18 protein-coding genes and 2 tRNA genes are annotated in these 18092 nt (G+C 69.1%); 9 read left to right on the forward strand and 11 right to left on the reverse strand.

The genetic code is table 11. The features are described 5' to 3' along the window. Positions 1 to 109 precede the first annotated feature (109 nt). Positions 110 to 340: a zinc-finger domain-containing protein gene (locus tag ACFFII_RS05315; RefSeq protein ID WP_377697847.1), complete on the forward strand. Its 231-nt coding sequence runs from the start codon at positions 110 to 112 to the stop codon at positions 338 to 340. Positions 341 to 437: 97 nt separating this feature from the next. Here ACFFII_RS05315 and ACFFII_RS05320 read toward each other — a convergent pair whose 3' ends face one another. Continuing rightward, positions 438 to 1373 carry a cation diffusion facilitator family transporter gene (locus tag ACFFII_RS05320; protein WP_377697848.1) on the reverse strand — a complete coding sequence of 312 codons (936 nt, stop codon included), beginning with the start codon at positions 1371 to 1373 and terminating at the stop codon, positions 438 to 440. A gap of 93 nt (positions 1374 to 1466) precedes the next feature. Then, positions 1467 to 4274, reverse strand: coding sequence for a DNA polymerase I (gene polA / locus ACFFII_RS05325; protein WP_377697849.1), 2808 nt, complete (start codon positions 4272 to 4274; stop codon positions 1467 to 1469). A 191-nt stretch (positions 4275 to 4465) separates the two neighbouring features. Here polA and fumC point away from each other — a divergent pair, with 191 nt between their 5' ends. The 5 genes from fumC to ACFFII_RS05350 all read left to right on the forward strand — a co-directional run bounded on the left by fumC (position 4466) and on the right by ACFFII_RS05350 (position 7825). Beyond that, positions 4466 to 5860 carry a class II fumarate hydratase gene (gene fumC / locus ACFFII_RS05330; protein WP_377697850.1) on the forward strand — a complete coding sequence of 465 codons (1395 nt, stop codon included), beginning with the start codon at positions 4466 to 4468 and terminating at the stop codon, positions 5858 to 5860. A gap of 70 nt (positions 5861 to 5930) precedes the next feature. Continuing rightward, a complete protein-coding gene (locus tag ACFFII_RS05335; RefSeq protein WP_377697851.1) occupies positions 5931 to 6110 on the forward strand; it encodes a DUF4169 family protein in 180 nt (59 codons plus the stop codon). Next, positions 6100 to 6363, forward strand: a complete 264-nt coding sequence (locus tag ACFFII_RS05340; RefSeq protein WP_377697852.1) for a ribbon-helix-helix domain-containing protein — start codon at positions 6100 to 6102, stop codon at positions 6361 to 6363. Before ACFFII_RS05335 ends, ACFFII_RS05340 begins: the two co-directional genes overlap by 11 nt. Positions 6364 to 6393: 30 nt before the next feature. Continuing rightward, on the forward strand, positions 6394 to 7140 hold the full coding sequence (locus ACFFII_RS05345; protein ID WP_377697853.1) for a YebC/PmpR family DNA-binding transcriptional regulator: 747 nt from the start codon (positions 6394 to 6396) through the stop codon (positions 7138 to 7140). Between the two features lie 67 nt (positions 7141 to 7207). After that, a complete protein-coding gene (locus tag ACFFII_RS05350; protein WP_377697854.1) occupies positions 7208 to 7825 on the forward strand; it encodes a LysE/ArgO family amino acid transporter in 618 nt (205 codons plus the stop codon). 28 nt (positions 7826 to 7853) lie between these two features. Here ACFFII_RS05350 and choV read toward each other — a convergent pair whose 3' ends face one another. The 3 genes from choV to choX are packed head-to-tail and all read right to left on the reverse strand — an operon-like array spanning position 7854 to position 10679. After that, positions 7854 to 8882 (reverse strand): choline ABC transporter ATP-binding protein, encoded by a 1029-nt coding sequence (choV, locus tag ACFFII_RS05355; RefSeq protein WP_377697855.1) that lies wholly within the window; start codon positions 8880 to 8882, stop codon positions 7854 to 7856. Further along, complete coding sequence (choW, locus tag ACFFII_RS05360) at positions 8879 to 9736, reverse strand: choline ABC transporter permease subunit (protein ID WP_377697856.1); 858 nt, start codon at positions 9734 to 9736, stop codon at positions 8879 to 8881. Before choW ends, choV begins: the two co-directional genes overlap by 4 nt. Before the next feature lies 1 nt (position 9737). After that, the gene (gene choX, locus ACFFII_RS05365) at positions 9738 to 10679 is read right to left on the reverse strand and encodes a choline ABC transporter substrate-binding protein (protein WP_377697858.1); all 942 of its coding nucleotides are present in this window, start codon (positions 10677 to 10679) and stop codon (positions 9738 to 9740) included. 100 nt (positions 10680 to 10779) lie between these two features. Between choX and betI the strand changes: the two genes are divergently transcribed. Beyond that, positions 10780 to 11349: a transcriptional regulator BetI gene (gene betI, locus ACFFII_RS05370; protein ID WP_377697859.1), complete on the forward strand. Its 570-nt coding sequence runs from the start codon at positions 10780 to 10782 to the stop codon at positions 11347 to 11349. A 7-nt stretch (positions 11350 to 11356) separates the two neighbouring features. Here the strand turns inward: betI and ACFFII_RS05375 are convergent, their stop codons facing one another. The 6 genes from ACFFII_RS05375 to ACFFII_RS05400 form a co-directional block, all read right to left on the reverse strand. Next, a complete protein-coding gene (locus ACFFII_RS05375; protein ID WP_377697860.1) occupies positions 11357 to 11818 on the reverse strand; it encodes an SspB family protein in 462 nt (153 codons plus the stop codon). A gap of 119 nt (positions 11819 to 11937) precedes the next feature. Beyond that, positions 11938 to 12014, reverse strand: a tRNA-Asp gene (locus tag ACFFII_RS05380). A 31-nt stretch (positions 12015 to 12045) separates the two neighbouring features. After that, positions 12046 to 12122 (reverse strand) — tRNA-Asp (locus ACFFII_RS05385). A 185-nt stretch (positions 12123 to 12307) separates the two neighbouring features. Beyond that, positions 12308 to 13606, reverse strand: coding sequence for a hypothetical protein (locus ACFFII_RS05390; RefSeq protein ID WP_377697861.1), 1299 nt, complete (start codon positions 13604 to 13606; stop codon positions 12308 to 12310). Positions 13607 to 13755: 149 nt separating this feature from the next. After that, positions 13756 to 14652 carry a PRC-barrel domain-containing protein gene (locus ACFFII_RS05395; RefSeq protein WP_377697862.1) on the reverse strand — a complete coding sequence of 299 codons (897 nt, stop codon included), beginning with the start codon at positions 14650 to 14652 and terminating at the stop codon, positions 13756 to 13758. A 108-nt stretch (positions 14653 to 14760) separates the two neighbouring features. Next, on the reverse strand, positions 14761 to 15852 hold the full coding sequence (locus ACFFII_RS05400) for an anhydro-N-acetylmuramic acid kinase (protein WP_377697863.1): 1092 nt from the start codon (positions 15850 to 15852) through the stop codon (positions 14761 to 14763). 63 nt (positions 15853 to 15915) lie between these two features. Here ACFFII_RS05400 and tyrS point away from each other — a divergent pair, with 63 nt between their 5' ends. Further along, entirely contained in the window at positions 15916 to 17163 is a 1248-nt protein-coding gene (tyrS, locus tag ACFFII_RS05405; protein WP_377697864.1) for a tyrosine--tRNA ligase, read from the forward strand. Continuing rightward, on the forward strand, positions 17160 to 18056 hold the full coding sequence (locus ACFFII_RS05410) for a PfkB family carbohydrate kinase (RefSeq protein ID WP_377697865.1): 897 nt from the start codon (positions 17160 to 17162) through the stop codon (positions 18054 to 18056). Before tyrS ends, ACFFII_RS05410 begins: the two co-directional genes overlap by 4 nt. Positions 18057 to 18092: the final 36 nt, after the last annotated feature.

Raw genomic sequence — 18092 nt, forward strand, 5'->3', positions numbered from 1 at the left:
GCGCACCTCGGGGCAGCCCGGCTTGCGGCGGGGCGGGGGCTGGCTAGAATGGCCCCCTGTTAAACCGGCCTTACCCCGCCAGCACAAGAGAGCCCCGATGCGCCATCCCGTGACCGAGACCCCCCTGTCCACCAACCAGGACCCGGCCGCCGAGGCGCTGCCCGCCCCGGAAACCGAGGTGGTGACGACCTGGAAGGTCGCATGCTCGGGCGACGAGACGCGGGGCTTCGGCCATCCCCGGGTGTGGCTGGCGATCTCGCCCGACACCGGTTGGGTCGAATGCGGCTATTGCGACAAGCGCTTCATCATCGATCGCGACCACGCGCACGGCGATCACTGAGGGCCCCCTGCCCCGAGGGCCAGTTCTTCTTTCTGACTGAAATACCCCGTGGCGCGGGACCGCGCCCCGCCTGCAAGGGTGCCGCAGTCGCCGCGCCTCAGTGATGGGCGTGCGCGTGCGCCCCGACCTCGTCGGCGCAGCCTGACGAGGGGCTTTCCGTTTCGATGGTCGAATGCCCGATGCCATGCTCGCGCAGCACGGATTTGACCGCCAGCCGCGTTTCATGGGGATCGGCACCCTCGGCCACGACAAGATGCATCTCGGCTGACAGGCGCCGCTCGTCGATCTGCCACAGGTGCAGGTGGTGCAGGTCCTCGACGCCCGGCACCGCTCTTATGGCCTCTCGCAGGGCAGAATCGTCCACCTGGGCGGGCGCGCCCAGCATCAGCATCCGCAGGACCGGGCCGATGTCGCCCCGGATGTGCCACAGGATCACGGCGGAAATCATGATCGTCAGGATCGGGTCTGCGATGCGCCAGCCGAAGGCGAGGATCAGCGCGCCACCCAGCAGCACCGCCACCGACACGCCCGCATCGGCCAGGTTGTGCAGCCAGGCCGCGCGGATGTTGACGCTTTCGCGGGCCAGCCGCGCCGTCAGCCAGGCCGTGCCGAGGTCCACGACCAGCGCCAGCCCCGCCAGCGCCATCACCAGCCCGCCCGCGACCTGCGGCGGGTCGGCCAGCCGGCCCAGCGCCTCGACCATCAGCCAGACCGACACGGCGATCAGCGCGAGGTAGTTGACAAAGGCGGCGATGATCTCGGCCCGTCCCCAGCCGAAGCTCATCGCCGGGCTGGCCGACCGTGCGGCGAGCTTGCGCGCGCCGAAGGCCAGCACCAGTGCCAGCGCGTCCGAGAGGTTATGCACCCCGTCCGCCACCAGCGCGACAGAATCCGCTGCCAAGCCCCCGATGATCTGCGCCGCCGTCAGGCAGAGGTTGATGACGACCGCCCACAGCAGCGCGCGGTCGCCCAGGCCCTCGCCGTGCGAATGGGCGTGGCCTGCATGGTGGGCATGGGAATGATCATGCGGCATGTGCGCCTACCGTAAGGTTGCGACCGGGGCGCTGCCCCGGACCCCGGGATACTTGAAGACAGAAGATGGGGGCCGGAGCACGTGGTCCCCGTGTCAATGCGCCTCGGCCCAGCTGCGGCCCGCGCCAGCGTCCACGACCAGCGGCACCGACAGGTGCACGGCAGGAAGGTGGGCGTTCTCCATGATCTCGCGGGCGATGGCGACCAGGGGCTCGACGGCGGAGTCCTCAGCCTCGAAGACAAGTTCGTCGTGGACCTGCAGCAGCATCTTCGCGGGCAGGTGTTCGATGGCGCGGGGCATCCGGATCATGGCGCGGCGGATGATGTCGGCGGCCGTCCCCTGGATCGGCGCGTTGATCGCCGCGCGCCGCGCGCCCCCGGCGGCAGGGCCGGACGAGGAAATCCCCGGCGTGTGGATGCGCCGCCCGAACAGGGTACGGACGAACCCTTGGGTCTTCGCCTCGCGCGTGGTGCGGTCCATGTAGGCGCGGATTTCGGGGAAGCGCTTGAAGTAGGTGTCGATGAACTCCTGCGCCTCGGCGCGCGGGATGCGCAGGTTGCGCGACAGCCCGAAGGAGGAGATGCCGTAGATCACGCCGAAGTTGATGGCCTTGGCGCGGCGGCGGATCATCGGGTCCATCCCTTCCACCGGCACGCCGAACATCTGGCTGGCCGTCATCGCATGGATGTCGATGCCTTCGGAAAACGCCTGCTTCAGCGCCGGGATGTCGGCCATGTGCGCCAGGATGCGCAGCTCGATCTGGCTGTAGTCGAGGCTGACCAGCTTGCGCCCTTCCGGCGCGATGAAGGCCTCGCGGATGCGGCGGCCTTCCTCGGTCCTCACGGGGATGTTCTGCAGGTTCGGGTCGGTCGAGGCGAGCCGCCCCGTCGCGGCCCCGGCGATGGAATAGCTGGTATGGACCCGCCCGGTTTCCGGGTTCACGAAGGTCGGCAGCGCGTCGGTATAGGTCGATTTCAGCTTGGAAATCCCCCGCCAGTCGAGGATGCGGGCGGGCAGCTCGTGCCCTTCGGCCGCGAAATCCTCGAGTACGTCGGCGCTGGTGGACAGCGCCCCCGACTTGCCGGCCTTGGTCCCCGCCAGACCCATCTGGTTGAACAGGATGTCCCCCAGCTGCTTGGTCGAGCCGAGGTTGAACTTGCAGCCCGCCAGCGTGTGGGCCTCGTCCTCAAGCTGCGCCATCTTCTGGGCGAAGGCGCCGGACATGGCGCGCAGGTGGTCGGAATCGATCCGGACGCCCGCCATCTCCATCCCCGCCAGCACCTCGATCATCGGGCGTTCCAGCGTCTCGTAGACGGTCGTGACCTGGGCTGCGGGAAGCTGCGGCTTGAAATGCTGCCACAGGCGCCAGGTGACCTCGGCATCCTCGGCGGCATAGCGGGTGGCCTTGTCGATCGGCACTTGGGCGAAGGTGATCTGGTTCTTGCCGGTGCCGATCAGCTCCTTGATGGGCTGGCAGCGGTGGCCGATGTAGGTCTGCGCCAGTTCGTCCATGCCGTGGTTGTGCAGCGCCGCGTTGAGCGCATAGCTGAGCAGCATGGTGTCATCGACCGGGCTCATGCGGATGCCGTGGCGGGCCAAGATCTTCCAGTCGTACTTGGCATTGTGCCCGATCTTGAGGATCGCGGGATCCTCCAGCACCGGCTTCAGGGCGGCCAGCGCCTCCTCCATCGGGATCTGGCCTTCGGACTTCGCGCCGCCGCCAAACAGGTCAGCCGTGCCCTCGACATGGCCCAAGGGGATATAGGCGGCCATGCCGACCTCGGGGCAGAGCGACACGCCGACCAGTTCCGCCTGCATCTCGTCGAGGCTGGTGGTTTCCGTATCCACCGCGACCATGCCCTTCTGCGCAATGGCGTCGAGCCATTGGCGCAGCGTGTCCATGTCGCGGATGGTGACGTAGCTGTCGCAGTTCAGCGGCGGAAACTGCGGCGCGGCGGGGGCGGAGCTTTCGGCGGGCGCGGCTGCGACCGGCTCGGGCGGCGCGGCCTTGAAGCGCTCGGCCACGCGGTTGGTGAGCGTGCGGAACTCCATCTGGTTGAGGAAGTCCATCAGCACGGCCGGATCGGGATCCTTCACCTCAAGCGTCGCCATGGCGAAGTCGATGGGGGTCTTGCAGTCCAGTTCCACCAGCCGCTTCGAGATGCGGATCTGCTCGGCATGGTCGATCAGGGTCTGGCGGCGCTTGGGCTGCTTGATCTCGCCCGCGCGTTCCAGCAGCGACTCGAGGTCGCCGTATTCGTTGATCAGTTGCGCGGCGGTCTTGATGCCGATGCCCGGCGCGCCCGGCACGTTGTCCACGGCGTCCCCCGCCAGCGCCTGCACGTCGACGACCCGCTCGGGGTAGACGCCGAATTTCTCGAACACCTCGTCGCGGGTGATGGACTTGCCCTTGATCGGGTCCAGCATCTCGACCCCCTCGCCCACCAGCTGCATCAGGTCCTTGTCCGAGCTGATGATGGTGACGCGCCCGCCCAGTTCCCGCGCCTGGCAGGCGAGCGTGGCGATGATGTCGTCGGCCTCGAAGTCCTTGATCTCGATGCAGGCGAGGTTGAAGGCGCGGGTCGCCTCGCGCGTCAGGGGGAACTGGGGGCGCAGTTCCTCGGGCGGCTCGGGGCGGTTGGCCTTGTAGTCGCCGTAGATCTCGTTGCGGAAGGTCTTGGAGGAATGGTCGAAGATCACGGCGGCATGGGTCGGCGCGTCCGAGCCCTTGGCGTCGTCGATATACTTCCAGATCATGTTGCAGAAGCCCGCGACCGCGCCGACCGGCAGCCCGTCGGACTTGCGCGTCAAGGGTGGCAGCGCGTGATAGGCGCGGAAGATGAAGGCCGACCCGTCGATCAGATGCAGGTGGCTGCCCTTGCCGAAGCCTTCGTCGTTCATCGCTGTCCCCTTTTCCGCGATTGCCGTTCTGCCACGCCGCCCGCGCCCGCGCAAACCGGCCCGGTTGCAGATGGGGGCTTGGGACCGCCGCGTCCAGCGCCAAGGCGGTATGCGACGGCATACCGATTGCGGAGCCGGGGGGATGGTCCTAGAAGGCCGCCAACCATTGCCACGTCGCAGAGGATCTGCCCATGACGACCACCCGCACCGAGACCGACAGCTTCGGCCCGCTGGAAGTTCCGTCCGACCGCTACTGGGGCGCGCAGACGCAGCGGTCCCTGGGCAACTTCAGGATCGGTTGGGAAAAGCAGCCCGTCGCCATCGTCCGCGCGCTGGGCGTGGTCAAGCAGGCGGCCGCCCAGGTCAACATGACGACCGGCAACCTCGACCCCAAGATCGGCGAGGCCATGGTGCAGGCCGCGCAGGAAGTCGTCGCGGGCAAGCTGGACGACCACTTCCCGCTGGTTGTCTGGCAGACGGGGTCCGGCACCCAGTCGAACATGAACGCGAACGAGGTCATCTCGAACCGCGCGATCGAGATCCTGGGCGGCGAGATGGGCTCGAAGAAGCCGGTCCACCCGAACGACCACGTCAACATGGGGCAGTCGTCGAATGACACCTTCCCGACCGCGATGCATGTCGCCATCGGCATGGTCGCCCGCGACGTGCTGCTGCCTGGTCTGGAACATCTCGCCCGCGCGCTGGAAGCCAAGCGTGACGAGTTCAAGGACATCATCAAGATCGGCCGCACCCACACGCAGGACGCCACCCCCCTGACGCTGGGGCAGGAGTTTTCCGGCTATGCCCACCAGGTCCGCATGGGGATCGAGCGGGTCAAGCTCGCCCTGCCCCACATCTATGAACTCGCGCAGGGCGGCACGGCGGTCGGCACCGGGCTGAACACGAAGAAGGGCTGGGATACCGCCATCGCGGCCGAGATCGCCAAGATCACCGGCCTCCCCTTCGTCACCGCGCCCAACAAGTTCGAGGCGCTGGCAGCCCATGACGCCATGGTCTTCTTCCACGGCGCGCTGAAGACGGTGGCGGGGTCGCTGTTCAAGATCGCCAACGACCTGCGGCTGCTGGGCTCGGGGCCCCGCTCGGGCCTGGGCGAGCTGATCCTGCCGGAAAACGAGCCCGGGTCGTCCATCATGCCGGGCAAGGTGAACCCGACCCAGGCCGAGGCGCTGACCATGGTTTGCGCCCATGTCATGGGCAACGACGCCGCCGTGGGCTTCGCCGGGTCGCAGGGCCATTTCGAGCTGAACGTCTACAACCCGATGATGTCCTACAACGTGCTGCAGTCGATGCAGCTTCTGGGCGACGCGGCGGTCAGCTTCACCGACAACATGGTCGTGGGCACGCAGGCCAACATCCCGCGCATCGAGAAGCTGATGAAGGAAAGCCTCATGCTGGTGACGGCGCTGGCGCCGACCATCGGCTATGACAACGCCACCAAGGTCGCCAAGACCGCCCACAAGAACGGCACTACCCTGCGCGAGGAAGCCGTGGGCCTCGGCTATGTCACGGCCGAGGAATTCGACCGCATCGTGCGGCCCGAGCAGATGGTCGGTCCCGAGGACTGAGGCCGGCCCCGAGGGGGCGTGCCACGGCGCGCCCCTTTTTCCGCCTCGCCCCTCTGCTATGATCGGGCCCATGGCGCAGATCACCAACCTCAACCGTTACCGCAAGGACAAGGCCCGCGCCGAAAAGCGCCGCCTGGGCGACGAGAACGCAGCGAAGCACGGCCGGACCAAGGCGCAGAAGGCCGCCGAGCAGGCCGATGCCGAGCGCGCCGCCCGGACGCTGGACCAGCACCGTCGCGATGACAATTGACCTGCCACCGCTGACAGCGCCCGCCAAGCGGTCGCTCTCCATCGACGGGCACGCGACCAGCGTCAGCCTGGAAGACGCCTTCTGGCGCGCCGCCGCCGAGGCCGCCGCCGCGCGGGGGATGAGCCGGGCGCAACTGATCGCCGCCGTGGACCATGCCCGCCCTGCCGAGGTGGGCCTTGCCACCGCGATCCGCCTGTTCCTGCTGGCCGAGGCACGGGGCGGGCGGCTTGATCGGCCTGCGGAAGCTGACTAGAACCGCGCCACAGCGAAATGAGAGGATCTCATGGCAGGCCATTCCAAATGGGCCAACATCCAGCATCGCAAGGGCAAGCAGGACAAGCTGCGGTCCAAGCTGTTTTCCAAGCTGGCCAAGGAAATCACCGTCGCCGCCAAGATGGGCGACCCCGATCCCGACAAGAACCCCCGCCTGCGGCTTGCCGTGAAGGAAGCCAAGTCGAACTCGGTCCCCAAGGACGTGATCGACCGCGCGATCAAGAAGTCGCAGGGCGGTGACGCCGAGAACTACGAGGAAATCCGCTACGAGGGCTATGGCCCGAACGGCATCGCCATCATCGTCGAGGCGATGACGGACAACCGCAACCGCACCGCCTCGAACGTCCGGTCCTATTTCACCAAGAACGGCGGCGACCTGGGCCAGACGGGCTCGGTCAGCTTCATGTTCGACCGGGTGGGCGAGATCATGTATCCCGCCTCGGCCGGTGACGCCGACACGGTGATGATGGCCGCGCTGGAGGCGGGCGCCTCGGACGTGGAAAGCGACGACGAGGGCCACTGGATCTACACGTCGGACACCGACCTGGCCGAGGTCTCGGCCGCGCTGGAAACGACCCTGGGCGAATCCGAATCCGCCAAGCTGATCTGGAAGCCGCAGGCGCCGACCGAGGTGACCGACCTCGACCACGCCCAGAAGCTGATGAAGCTGATCGACACGCTGGAAGAGGACGACGACGTCCAGAACGTCACGGCCAACTTCGACCTGACCGAGGATGTCGCGGCGCAGCTCGGCTGAGCCTCGGCACTGAAGCTTCAAGGGCGGCGCAGGGTGCGCCGCCCTTTTCATGCGAAGGCAACCGGCGATGTTTCAGGGCGCAGAAGCTGCCTCCTTCCTTTCCGGCCTCGGGATCGGTCTGTCGCTGATCGTCGCCATCGGCGCGCAGAACGCCTTCGTCCTGAAGCAGGGGCTGCTGCGGCAGCATGTCTTTGCCGTCTGCCTGTTCTGCGCGGCGTCGGACGCCGCGCTGATCGCGGCCGGGGTGGCCGGCGCAGGCGCCATCGCGCGCAACGCGTCCTGGTTCCTGTCCGCGATGCGCTGGGGCGGCGCGGCCTTCCTGATCTGGTACGGCTTCCGCTCGGCCCGCGCTGCCTGGCGCGGGGGCGAAAGCTTGCGCGCGGAAGGCACGGCTGCGCCGACGGTGGCGGCGACGCTGGCTACCATCGCGGCGCTGACATGGCTGAACCCGCATGTCTGGCTGGACACGGTCGTCCTGCTCGGCTCGGTTTCGGCCCTGCAGCCCGACCGGCTGGCCTTCGCGCTTGGTGCGATGAGCGGGTCGTTCCTGTTCTTCTTCTCGCTGGGCTACGGCGCGCGGCTGCTGGCGCCGCTTTTCGTGCGCCCCCTTGCCTGGCGCATCCTGGATGCAGGCGTGGCGCTGGTCATGTGGACCATCGCGGCGACGCTGATCCTCGGGGGCTGAGACGCCGCCCCACGCGGCGGCGCGGGCCTCAGCCCGAGCCGTTCCGCGGATTGGCCAGCCGGTGCAGCACGCCCGCGCGCGTCACCCTGCCCCCGCCCATGACCGGCAACGCCTCGGCCAGCGCGAGCGCCGACATCACCTCGCGTGCCGAAAGGTCGGAGGGAAGCGGCACGCCTGTCGCCTCGCCGGGTTCGGACAGGTCGGCAGCGGTCAGGACCGCCAGCGGGTCCATGTGGGCCACGAACTCGGCCACATAGGGGCTGGCCGGATGGCGCACGATCTCTCGCGCCGTGCCGGTCTGGACGATGCGCCCGCCTTCCATCAGCGAGATGCGGTTGCCGAGCTTGAAGGCCTCGTCGAGATCGTGGCTGACGAAGATGATCGTGCGCCGCGTCCGGGCCTGCATCTCCAGCAGGTCGTCCTGCAGCCGGGTGCGGATCAGCGGGTCGAGCGCCGAGAAGGGCTCGTCCATCAGGAGGATCGGCGCATGGGTCGCGAAGGCGCGGGCCAGTCCCACGCGCTGCTGCATTCCCCCGGACAGGTCGCCCACGCGGCGGTCGGCCCATTCGGACAGGCCCACGGTTTCCAGTTCCTCGTCCACCCGTGCGCGGCGCTGGGCGCGGGACCGGCCGGCAAGTTCAAGGCCGAGCCCCACGTTCTCGCGCACGGTTCGCCAGGGCAGCAGGCCGAACTGCTGGAAGACCATCGAGACATGGCACAGCCGGATCGTCTGCAGGGTGTCCTTGCTGGCGCGCGTGACGCTGGTCATGCCCTGCCCCATGCGGATGCGGACATCGCCCCGCACCACCGGCGCAAGCCCGTTCACCGCCCGCAGCAGCGTGGACTTGCCCGATCCCGACAGGCCCATCAGCACCAGGATCTCGCCTTCGGCCACGCTCAGCGAACAGTCGTGGACACCCAGAACCTGGCCCGTGGCCTCGCGGATGGCGCCGCGGTCCAGCCCCTCGTCGGCCAGGGGCAGCGCACGTTCGGGCTTGTCACCGAAGACGATGGACACGCGGTCGAACTCGACCGCCATGCAGGGGGCCTGGCTCATTTCTCCTTCTCCCGCCGGGGGGCGGCGAGCACCCGGTCGAGGATGATGGCGACGACCACGATCACGAAGCCCGACTCGAAGCCCAGCGCCGTGTTCACGCTGTTCAATGCGCGCACGACCGGAACGCCAAGGCCCGCCGCGCCGACCAGGGCCGCGATCACCACCATCGACAGCGACAGCATGATCGTCTGGTTCAGCCCCGCCATGATCTGCGGCAGCGCGCTGGGCAGTTCCACCTTCCACAGAAGCTGGCGCGGGGTGGCGCCGAAGGCGCGGGCAGCCTCGACCAGCGCCTTGGGGGTCGAGGCGATCCCCAGCCGCGTCAGCCGGATCGGCGCGGGCAGCACGAAGATCACCGTGGCGATCAGGCCCGGCACCGTGCCGATGCCGAAGAAGACGATGGCCGGGATCAGGTAGACGAAGGTCGGCAGCGTCTGCATCAGGTCCAGCAGCGGCTGGACATAGCGGTACAGCCGCGGCCGGTGCGCCAGTGCGATGCCGATGGGCACGCCCAGCGCCATGCAGACGACGCCCGCCGCCAGCACCAGCGTCAGCGACTGCATGGTGGCGTCCCAGTAACCCTGGTTCAGGATGAACAGGAAGCCGACCGCGACCCACAGGCAGACCCGCCAGCTGCGCCGCAGGACCCAGGCCAGCACCACGGCCAACGCCGTGAAGACCAGGGGATGGGGCAGCTCAAGCACGGTCTCGATCGCCGCGATCAGGCGATCAAGCACCACCGCCACGGCGTCGAACAGCGGCGCGGCGTTCACCTTGAGCCAGTCGAAGGCGCGGCGCGCGGTCTGGCCGACCGGCAGCTTGGTGTCGGTCAGCAGGTCGGTCAGCCAGTCCATTTCAGTCGTCCAGCGCCTCGTTCAATGCCGCCTGCGCGTCGCCGCCGTCGAAGGTGGTGACACCTTCCAGCCACGGGGTCGCGGCCTCGGGGTTCGCCACCAGCCAATCCTTCGCGGCGGGGCCGGGTTCCTTCCCCTCATCCAGGATGGCGGACATGATCTGGTTTTCCATGTCCAGCGTGAAGGCGAGGTTCTGCAGGAAGCGCCCCACGTTCGGGCATTCCGCGACATAGCCCGCGCGGGTATTGGTGCGCACCTCCGCCCCGCCCAGGTCGGGCCCGAAGATCTCGTCGCCGCCCGGCAGGTAGGTCATCTGGAAGCGCGCGTTCATGGGATGGGGTTCCCACCCCAGGAAGACGATGGGCTCGCCCTCGGCATCGGCGCGGGCGACCTGGGCCAGCATCCCCTGTTCGCTCGATTCCACGATCTCGAAGGTGCCAAGGCCGAACTTGTCCTGCGCCACCATGTCCAGCAGCAGGCGGTTGCCGTCGTTACCCGGCTCGATCCCGTAGATCCTGCCGTCCAGCGCGTCGCGATGGGTCGCGATCGAGGCGAAGTCGGTGATCCCTGCCTCTGCCCCCGCCTTGTTGGTGGCCAGCGTGTATTTCGCGCCCGTCAGGTTGGTGCGGACGGTGTCCACGGTCCCCGCCTCGGCATAGGGGCGCAGGTCGGCGGCCATGGATGGGTGCCAGTAGCCCAGGAACACGTCCACGTCGTCGGTGGATAGCGCCGAATAGGTCACGGGCACGGACAGCACCTTGACCTCGGTCTCGTATCCCAGCGCCTCCAGCACCGTGGTCGCAAGGCCGGTCGTCGCCGAGATGTCGGTCCAGCCCACGTCCGAAAAGCGCACCGTGCGACAGCCGTCCGGTTCGGCCGCTGCGGCGGTCAGGGCAGGCAGCGTGGCGGCAACCGCCACCAGAAGCGTCGTGCGGATCGTCATGGGCGTCTCCTTGCTTTGGGACCGGCTTTCCTTGATTGACGAGTCAATCAACCGGCGTTATTGGTGCGGCTACTTGGGTGATTCTGCCGAGGGGTCAGTTATGCCCAAAACAGGGGCCGAAGCCAGCCGAAAGGCTGCGCTGGTCGATGCCGCCATTGCCGTTGTCGGGCGGTCCGGTACCCAGGATGTCACCGTGGCCGGAATCGCGCGCGAGGCGGGAATGTCGCCCGCGCTGGCGCATCATTACTTCGGGTCCAAGTCGCAGATGCTGGTGGCCGCCATGCGGCACATCCTGGCCGTCTATGGCGCCGGCGTGCGGGTCGCGCTGGCCGGGGCGGCGCCGGGCCAGAGGGCCGAGGCGATCATCGCGGCCAGCCTGGACGGCACGCATTTCGACCGCGACACCGTGGCTGCCTGGCTGAACTTCTATGCCCTGGCGTTGACCGAGCCCGAGGCGGGGCGGCTTCTGTCCATCTATCACCGCAGGCTTCGGTCGAACCTGATCCATGCCTTGCGCCCTCGCGCGGGCGACCAGGCGCCGCGGCTTGCGGAAACGCTGGGGGCGCTGATCGACGGGGTCTACCTGCGCGCCGTGCTGGACCAGCGCGGGCCCGAGCCGGCCCGCGCGCACCGCATGGTGCAACGCTGGCTGGAGGACGCCCTGGGCTGAGGCCTGCCTATTTGCGCCACTTGTCCAGGCTGACGACCTCGGCGCCGCCGGCGGGCGCGGGCGCCTGCTCGATGGCGACGGGGGCCTCTCCAGTGTCCTCGGCCTCGTCCTCGTTGTCCTGCGTCTCAAAGCGCAGGCCGAACTCGACCGAGGGGTCCACGAAGGTGCGGACCGAATCGAAGGGGATATACAGCGGCTCGGGCGAGTTGCCGAAGTTCAGCGTGATCCAGAAGCCTTCGTGCGTGACCTTCAGGTTGTCGAACCAGTGCTGGATGACGATGGTCATCTCCTCGGGGTAACGCTCGCGCAGCCAGTCGGCCATCTCGACACCCTCGTCGCGGGTATCGAAGGTGATGAAGAAATGATGCTCTCCGGGCAGGCCGTCCTGGGCCACGCCATGCAGGACGTCGGCGATCAGGCCCTGCATCGCGCGGTGCATCATCCCGCCGTAATCGATTTCGCGTGCCATCGTCGTCTCCTGCCTCGGGCCATGCCAAGCATAGGGATGTGACGCGGATTGAAAAGACCAAGGCGCAGCCGCATGAGGCCGCATTTTTCAGTGTGCAGGACTTCGGGGAAAAGGGAAAGTGGCGCGGTTGACGGGGCTCGAACCCGCGACCCCCGGCGTGACAGGCCGGTACTCTAACCAACTGAGCTACAACCGCGCATAAACCCGGCGGCGATTCCTGGTGGTGGTGGCGCGGTTGACGGGGCTCGAACCCGCGACCCCCGGCGTGACAGGCCGGTACTCTAACCAACTGAGCTACAACCGCCCAACCACCCCCGGATCACCCTAGGGTGCGGGGGGTTTACGCAGCCCCGCAGTGGAGGTCAAGCGCGAATAAGCGACCCGAGGCAGCAGAGGGGCGAAAAAGAAAGAACCCCGCGCAAGGCGGGGTTCTTCCAGGCCGGGGGCGGGGTGGTGGGCCGCCCTGCCCGGCCGTCGTGGAGGTCCGGCTCAGTTGCTGCCGGTGCCCGCGCCCGCGTCGGTCGCGGCGCCCGCTTCGGTGCCGGCGGCAGCGCCCGCGCCGGTGTAGGGCGGCAGGTTCTGGATCTGGTCGGCCGGAGTGCCGACATAGGCTTCAAGATCGCCCGCCGCGGTGCGCTGGAAGGAAATCTGGTCCAGCGGATAGGCGACTTGGCGTTCGCCGATGCCGAGGAAACCGCCCACCGCGACAACGGCGGTGTTGGTGGCCGCGTCATAAGCGTCGATCTCGCCGATCTCCTCGTAGTCGCCGTTGCCGCTGGCCGCAAAGACCTGCAGCCCGTCGATGCCCTGGTTCGTCACCTCGACGGGATCGACCAGCGTATAGCCCTCGCGCACGGCGATGTCGGTGGCCATCACCGGGGCCACGGCGGTCGCGCCCGCAGCGGTGGCATCGGCCCCGGTCACGTTGACGGTCGGCTCGCCCTGCTGGACCTCGACATTGGCCTGGCCGGCCTGCTGCACCTCGACCTGCGGCTCGGGCGCCTCGGCCACGTTCACCTGGGCCTCGCCCGTCTGCTCGACGTTCACGGCGGCCTCGTTCTGGCGGATCTCGACCTGCGCGGCCTCGGCGCGGGTCACCTCGACCTGGGCCTCGGCCTCGGTCACGTTGACCTGCGCCTCGGCGCCCTCGACGACGACGCGCGGCTCGGGCTGAACGAAGGAGACCACCGGCTCGGGGGTTTCCACGGTCACGATCGGCTGGGTCTCGCCTATGCGGACCTCGGGATCGGCCAGCGCGACCGACACGATCGGCTGCGGGATGTTCACGGTCACGGTCGGCTCGGCCTGCGTGACGGTGATGCGCGGGGCGCACTGTTCCACGTTCACCTGCGGCGGCGCCTGGGTGACGGTCACGGTGGGCTCGGGCTGTTCGACCTGCACCTGGGGCGCGGCTTGGATCACCTGCACCTCGGGGTTCGGAACCTCGACATTCACGACCGGCTCGGCCTGCTCGACCACGACCTGCCCGCCCGGCACGGCGACAGCTCCGGTGGCCGCAGCCCCGGTCGCGGCGTCGGTCGTCGCGGCATCCGTTGTTGCGGTGTCAGTCGTCGCGGCGTCAGTCGTTGCGGCGGCATCTGCATCGGCACCGGCTTCGGTGGCAGCGACATCGGCCGCCACGGCGGCGGCGCCGGCAGCATCCGCGGCCGAATCGGCGGCCTGGGCTGCGGGGTCGGCCGGGGTCGTTTCGGGCGCGGTCTGGGCCATCGCACCCGCCGCGACGAAGGACAGCACAGCGGCCGTTCCAAGAAGCTGCTTGATCAGCATGGAGGTTCCTTTCCTTGTTCTTTTTGAAGTGCCCGCCGGTGTCTCAGGCATCGCGGTCACAACCCCACGACCGCGCCCCGGTTCCCGCCTGAACAAAAAAGGGGCACCCCGAGGGGCGCCCCTTGCCGTCATGGCCGTGGCTCTGCGGCTCAGCGCATGACCGTGGTGGTGTCAAAGTCGGGCAGCGCTTCGAGCTCTTCGCGGGTGAAGTTCGTGGCGAAGAAGGCGTCGTCACCGATCTGCACGAAATGCAGGGCTTCCTTGTTCAGAAGCACCTGCTTGGCGCCCAGGCCCAGGAAGCCGCCGATGTCGGCCACATAGCCGGTGATGTTGCCTTCCGCGTCCACGACGATGTCGTCCACCTTGGCGATATCGGTCCATTCGGCCGGACGCTCGGTCAGGGTGGTGCTGGCCCATTCGGTCGAGGAGGGCTGGTTGGTCGTCCAGATGCGGCGGTTCATGATCCACGAGCCCAGCATCCCGGGGTGGTCGGCCGTCATCGCCGCCGTGCCCGCGTCACCCGAGGTGGCGGTCACGGTCGTGGTGGTCGTGGTCGCCGAGTCGGTGCCCGTGGTGTCGGTGTCCATGGCCGAGCCGCTGTCGGTGGTGCCCGTGGCACCCGCGGCCGTGCCCATCGAGCCCGTGGCGGCGTCCGAAGACATCCCCGTGGTGCCGGTGGTCGCGTCCGCAGCCGCATCGGTCGTCGTGCCGGTGGTCGTACCCGACGCCGCGCCGGTCGTGCCGGTGGCCGCGTCGCCCCCGGTGGTCATGCCGCCCGAGGTGCCGCCCGTAGCCGCGTCGCCCGAAGTCGCGCCGCTGGCGTCCGCACCGCTCGCGTCGGCGCCGCCGGCCGCAACGCCGCCCGTGGCGTCCGCGCCGCTGCCGCCCATGCCGCCGGTCGCCGCAGCCGAGCTGTCGGTGGCGGTGCTGCCCGCGGCGGGCGGGGTGGCGGCAGCGCCCGAGGTGTCGGTCTCCACGGCGGTCTGCGCCATGGCAAAGCCCGTCAGGGCCAGAGACGAAGTGGCGGCGAGAAGCAGAGCTTTCATCGTTGACGTCCTTCTTTTGTCCAGATCAGCCGGAGGCGATTTTCCGTCCCCGATCTGGGCCCCCAACGCCCCTTGCGCGGCTCGCGTTCCCCTTCGATCAAGCAGTTGTCAGCGGAAGGCCGGGCTGATCCGCCCGCCGCAGACAGCGGCAGGACCCCCCGTCGTTCCCGGCCCCGAGGTCGGCAGCCCCCGCAGAACCCGTGCGGCAAGCCAGGCGAAAGCCTGCGCCTCGATCATGTCACCGTCGAGCCCCGCCTCTTCGACCGGGCGCACGGGCAGGCCGCAACGGGCAGCCAATGCCTCCATCATCGCGCCGTTGCGACGGCCGCCCCCGCAGGCCAGCACGACAGCCGGGCGTGAAGGCAGCAGCCTGAGCCCCGCCGCCACCGCCGCCGCCGCCGCATGGGTCAGGGTCGCGGCGGCATCGGCGTCGTCCATCTGCGCGACGGCCGGGCCGAGCGCCGCGAAGGCGTCGCGGTCCAGTGACTTCGGCGCGCGGCGGGTGAAATACGGATGGCGCAGAAAATCCGCGATCACCGATTCGCGGGGGGTGCCCTGCGCGGCAAGCGCGCCACCCTCATCCCGCGCGGCGCCCCGTCGCGCCCGCATCAGGTCGTTCAAGGGCGCGTTCGCGGGGCCGGTGTCGAAGGCCACGCAGGCGGTCAGCGGGTCCGGATCGCGCGGGTCGCACCAGGTCAGGTTGCCGACACCGCCGAGGTTCAGGAACACCACCGGCGCGGCCTCCAGCCGCCCCTGCCCCACGGCCCAGCGCGCCAGCGCATGGTGGAAGAAGGGGGCAAGCGGCGCGCCCTCTCCGCCCTGCCGCACGTCCTCGGTGCGGAAGTCCCAGACCACGCGGCGCCCTGTGGCGCGGGCCAATTGCCACCCCTGCCCCGCTTGGTGGGTGCGCCCCGCGCCGGGATCATGCGCCAGCGTCTGGCCGTGGTAGCCGATCACCTCGGCCTCGGGGAAATCCGCTGCCAGTTCCGCGTGCGCCCGGACCGACAGCGCCGCCGCCTCGGCCACGCCCGGCGCGCCCGGCCAGCGGCCCAGCGCGGCGTGCAGGACCTCGGCCTCCTCGGCCGCATAGGGACGATAGCCCGTCCGCCCGAAGCCGAAGATCGCCTCGCCGTCGGTGTCCAGCAGCGCCGCGTCCACCCCGTCCAGCGAGGTGCCCGACATCATCCCCAGAACCAGCATCCGCTTTTCTTTCCCTCGTGCCCCACGCGCTGTATAGGCGGGCCGAGTAGAAGGAAGAAGCCGATGACCTACCGCCCGAAGTCCGAGTTCCTGACCGTGATGGTCGAACGCGGCTATCTGGCCGACTGCACCGACCTGCAGGCGCTGGATGACGCCCTCATCGAGGGTCCGGTCACGGCCTATATCGGCTATGACGCGACGGCGGCCAGCCTGCATGTCGGCCACCTGCTGAACATCATGATGCTGCGCTGGTTCCAGAAGACCGGCAACCGTCCGATCACCCTGATGGGCGGCGGCACGACCAAGGTGGGCGACCCCAGCTTCCGCAGCGAGGAGCGTCCGCTGCTCGGCCCCGAGCAGATCCAGTCGAACATCGACGGGATGGCGCAGGTCTTTGCCCGCTACCTGCGCTATGGCGACGGTGCGGCGATGATGCTGAACAACGCCGAGTGGCTGGACGGGCTGAACTACCTCGACTTCCTGCGCGACATCGGGCGGCATTTCTCGGTCAACCGGATGCTGTCCTTCGAGTCGGTGAAGTCGCGGCTGGACCGGGAACAGAGCCTGTCCTTCCTCGAATTCAACTACATGATCCTGCAGGCCTACGACTTTCTGGAACTCTACCGCCGCTATGGCTGCCGGCTGCAGATGGGCGGGTCGGACCAGTGGGGCAACATCGTCAACGGGATCGACCTGACCCGCCGGGTGCTGGACGCGGAAATCTGGGGCCTGACCTCGCCGCTGCTGACGACCTCGGACGGGCGCAAGATGGGCAAGTCGGCGGGCGGGGCGGTCTGGCTGAACGGCGCGATGCTGTCGCCCTATGAGTTCTGGCAGTTCTGGCGCAATACCACCGACGCCGACGTGGGCCGCTTTCTCAAGCTCTATACCGAGCTTCCGGTCGCGGAATGCGAGCGGTTGGGCAAGCTCGAGGGCCAGGCGATCAACGACGCCAAGATCGTGCTGGCGAACGAGGTCACGACGCTGCTGCACGGGGCCGAGGCCGCCGCCAGCGCCGAGGCGACCGCGCGGCAGGTCTTCGAGCAGGGCGGCACCGGCGCGGACCTGGAACTGGTCGCCATGCCCGCCTCGGCCTTCGAAGGGGGCCTGTCGGTCGTCCAGATGCTCGCGCAGTCGGGGCTGACCGCCTCGGGGAAAGAGGCCAAGCGCCTGATTGCCGAAGGGGGCCTGCGGCTGAACAACGACGCTGTCGCCGACCCGCAGCGGATGCTGACCGCCGAGGAGATCGGCGAGGGCATGAAGGTCAGCCTCGGCAAGAAGAAGCACCGGATGCTGCGGATCGTCGGATGACATCCGCGCGCCCGGACATCCTCTGCGTCGGCGCGGTGCTGTGGGACGTGATCGGCCGCAGCCCCGCGCCCATGGCGCCGGGCGCGGACGTTCCGGGCCGCATCCGCCACGTGCCGGGCGGGGTCGCGCTGAACGTGGCCGTGGCCCTGGCCGCGCGGGGGCAGTCCGTGGCCGTGCTGGGCGCGGTCGGCGCGGACCCCGAGGGCGAGGCGCTGTTGTCCGCCGTGCGCTCCCTTGGCGTGGCGACCGACTGGATGCAGCGCCTGCCGGAATGGCCGACCGACATCTACATGGCGATCGAGGACACCGATGGCCTGATCGCCGCCATCGCCGACGCCCATTCGCTGGAGGCCGCGGGCGACCGCGTGCTGGCGCCCCTGCGGGACGGCACCTTCGGCTCGGTCGAGGCGCCCTGGCGCGGAACGGTGGTGATCGACGGCAACCTGACCGTGCCGCAGCTCGAAGCCATCGCTGCCGACCCGGCGCTGCGGGAAGCCGACCTGCGCGTGGTGCCGGCCAGTCCCGGCAAAGCCGAGCGCCTTGCTCCCCTACTGGGGCTGGACCATGTCACGCTGTATCTGAACCGCGCCGAGGCCGAGACGCTCGCGGACCACCCCTGCGCCAACGCCGCCGAGGCCGCGCAGGCCGTGGTCGCCCGGGGCGCGGCCCGCGTGCTGGTCACGGACGGCCCCCGCTCCGCCGCCTGCGCCCAGCGCGGGGCCGAGGTTCTGACGCAGGCCCCTCCGCCCGTCACCATCGCCCGCGTGACCGGCGCGGGCGACTGCTTCATGGCCGCCCACATGGTGGCCGAACGCGCGGGCGCGAGCCGCGCCGCCGCACTCGACGCAGCCATCTTTGCCGCCGCCGCCCATGTCTCGGGCGAAGGACCATGAGTATCTTCTTCGCTAAAATATCCCGGGGTCCGGGGC

The organism is Paracoccus niistensis, from assembly GCF_042432925.1.
GTDB classification, from domain to species: Bacteria; Pseudomonadota; Alphaproteobacteria; order Rhodobacterales; family Rhodobacteraceae; genus Paracoccus; species Paracoccus niistensis.

Excerpts from the sequence above, each read along its gene's own strand:
- ACFFII_RS05395 (WP_377697862.1), bottom strand. The coding sequence starts at position 14,652 with ATGAAAGCTCTGCTTCTCGCCGCCACTTCGTCTCTGGCCCTGACGGGC.
- choW (WP_377697856.1), bottom strand. The coding sequence starts at position 9,736 with ATGGACTGGCTGACCGACCTGCTGACCGACACCAAGCTGCCGGTCGGC.
- ACFFII_RS05400 (WP_377697863.1), bottom strand. The coding sequence starts at position 15,852 with ATGCTGGTTCTGGGGATGATGTCGGGCACCTCGCTGGACGGGGTGGAC.
- ACFFII_RS05320 (WP_377697848.1), bottom strand. The coding sequence starts at position 1,373 with ATGCCGCATGATCATTCCCATGCCCACCATGCAGGCCACGCCCATTCG.
- ACFFII_RS05350 (WP_377697854.1), top strand. The coding sequence starts at position 7,208 with ATGTTTCAGGGCGCAGAAGCTGCCTCCTTCCTTTCCGGCCTCGGGATC.
- ACFFII_RS05340 (WP_377697852.1), top strand. The coding sequence starts at position 6,100 with ATGACAATTGACCTGCCACCGCTGACAGCGCCCGCCAAGCGGTCGCTC.
- ACFFII_RS05375 (WP_377697860.1), bottom strand. The coding sequence starts at position 11,818 with ATGGCACGCGAAATCGATTACGGCGGGATGATGCACCGCGCGATGCAG.
- tyrS (WP_377697864.1), top strand. The coding sequence starts at position 15,916 with ATGACCTACCGCCCGAAGTCCGAGTTCCTGACCGTGATGGTCGAACGC.
- betI (WP_377697859.1), top strand. The coding sequence starts at position 10,780 with ATGCCCAAAACAGGGGCCGAAGCCAGCCGAAAGGCTGCGCTGGTCGAT.
- choX (WP_377697858.1), bottom strand. The coding sequence starts at position 10,679 with ATGACGATCCGCACGACGCTTCTGGTGGCGGTTGCCGCCACGCTGCCT.
- ACFFII_RS05390 (WP_377697861.1), bottom strand. The coding sequence starts at position 13,606 with ATGCTGATCAAGCAGCTTCTTGGAACGGCCGCTGTGCTGTCCTTCGTC.
- ACFFII_RS05410 (WP_377697865.1), top strand. The coding sequence starts at position 17,160 with ATGACATCCGCGCGCCCGGACATCCTCTGCGTCGGCGCGGTGCTGTGG.
- polA (WP_377697849.1), bottom strand. The coding sequence starts at position 4,274 with ATGAACGACGAAGGCTTCGGCAAGGGCAGCCACCTGCATCTGATCGAC.
- ACFFII_RS05335 (WP_377697851.1), top strand. The coding sequence starts at position 5,931 with ATGGCGCAGATCACCAACCTCAACCGTTACCGCAAGGACAAGGCCCGC.
- fumC (WP_377697850.1), top strand. The coding sequence starts at position 4,466 with ATGACGACCACCCGCACCGAGACCGACAGCTTCGGCCCGCTGGAAGTT.
- ACFFII_RS05345 (WP_377697853.1), top strand. The coding sequence starts at position 6,394 with ATGGCAGGCCATTCCAAATGGGCCAACATCCAGCATCGCAAGGGCAAG.
- choV (WP_377697855.1), bottom strand. The coding sequence starts at position 8,882 with ATGAGCCAGGCCCCCTGCATGGCGGTCGAGTTCGACCGCGTGTCCATC.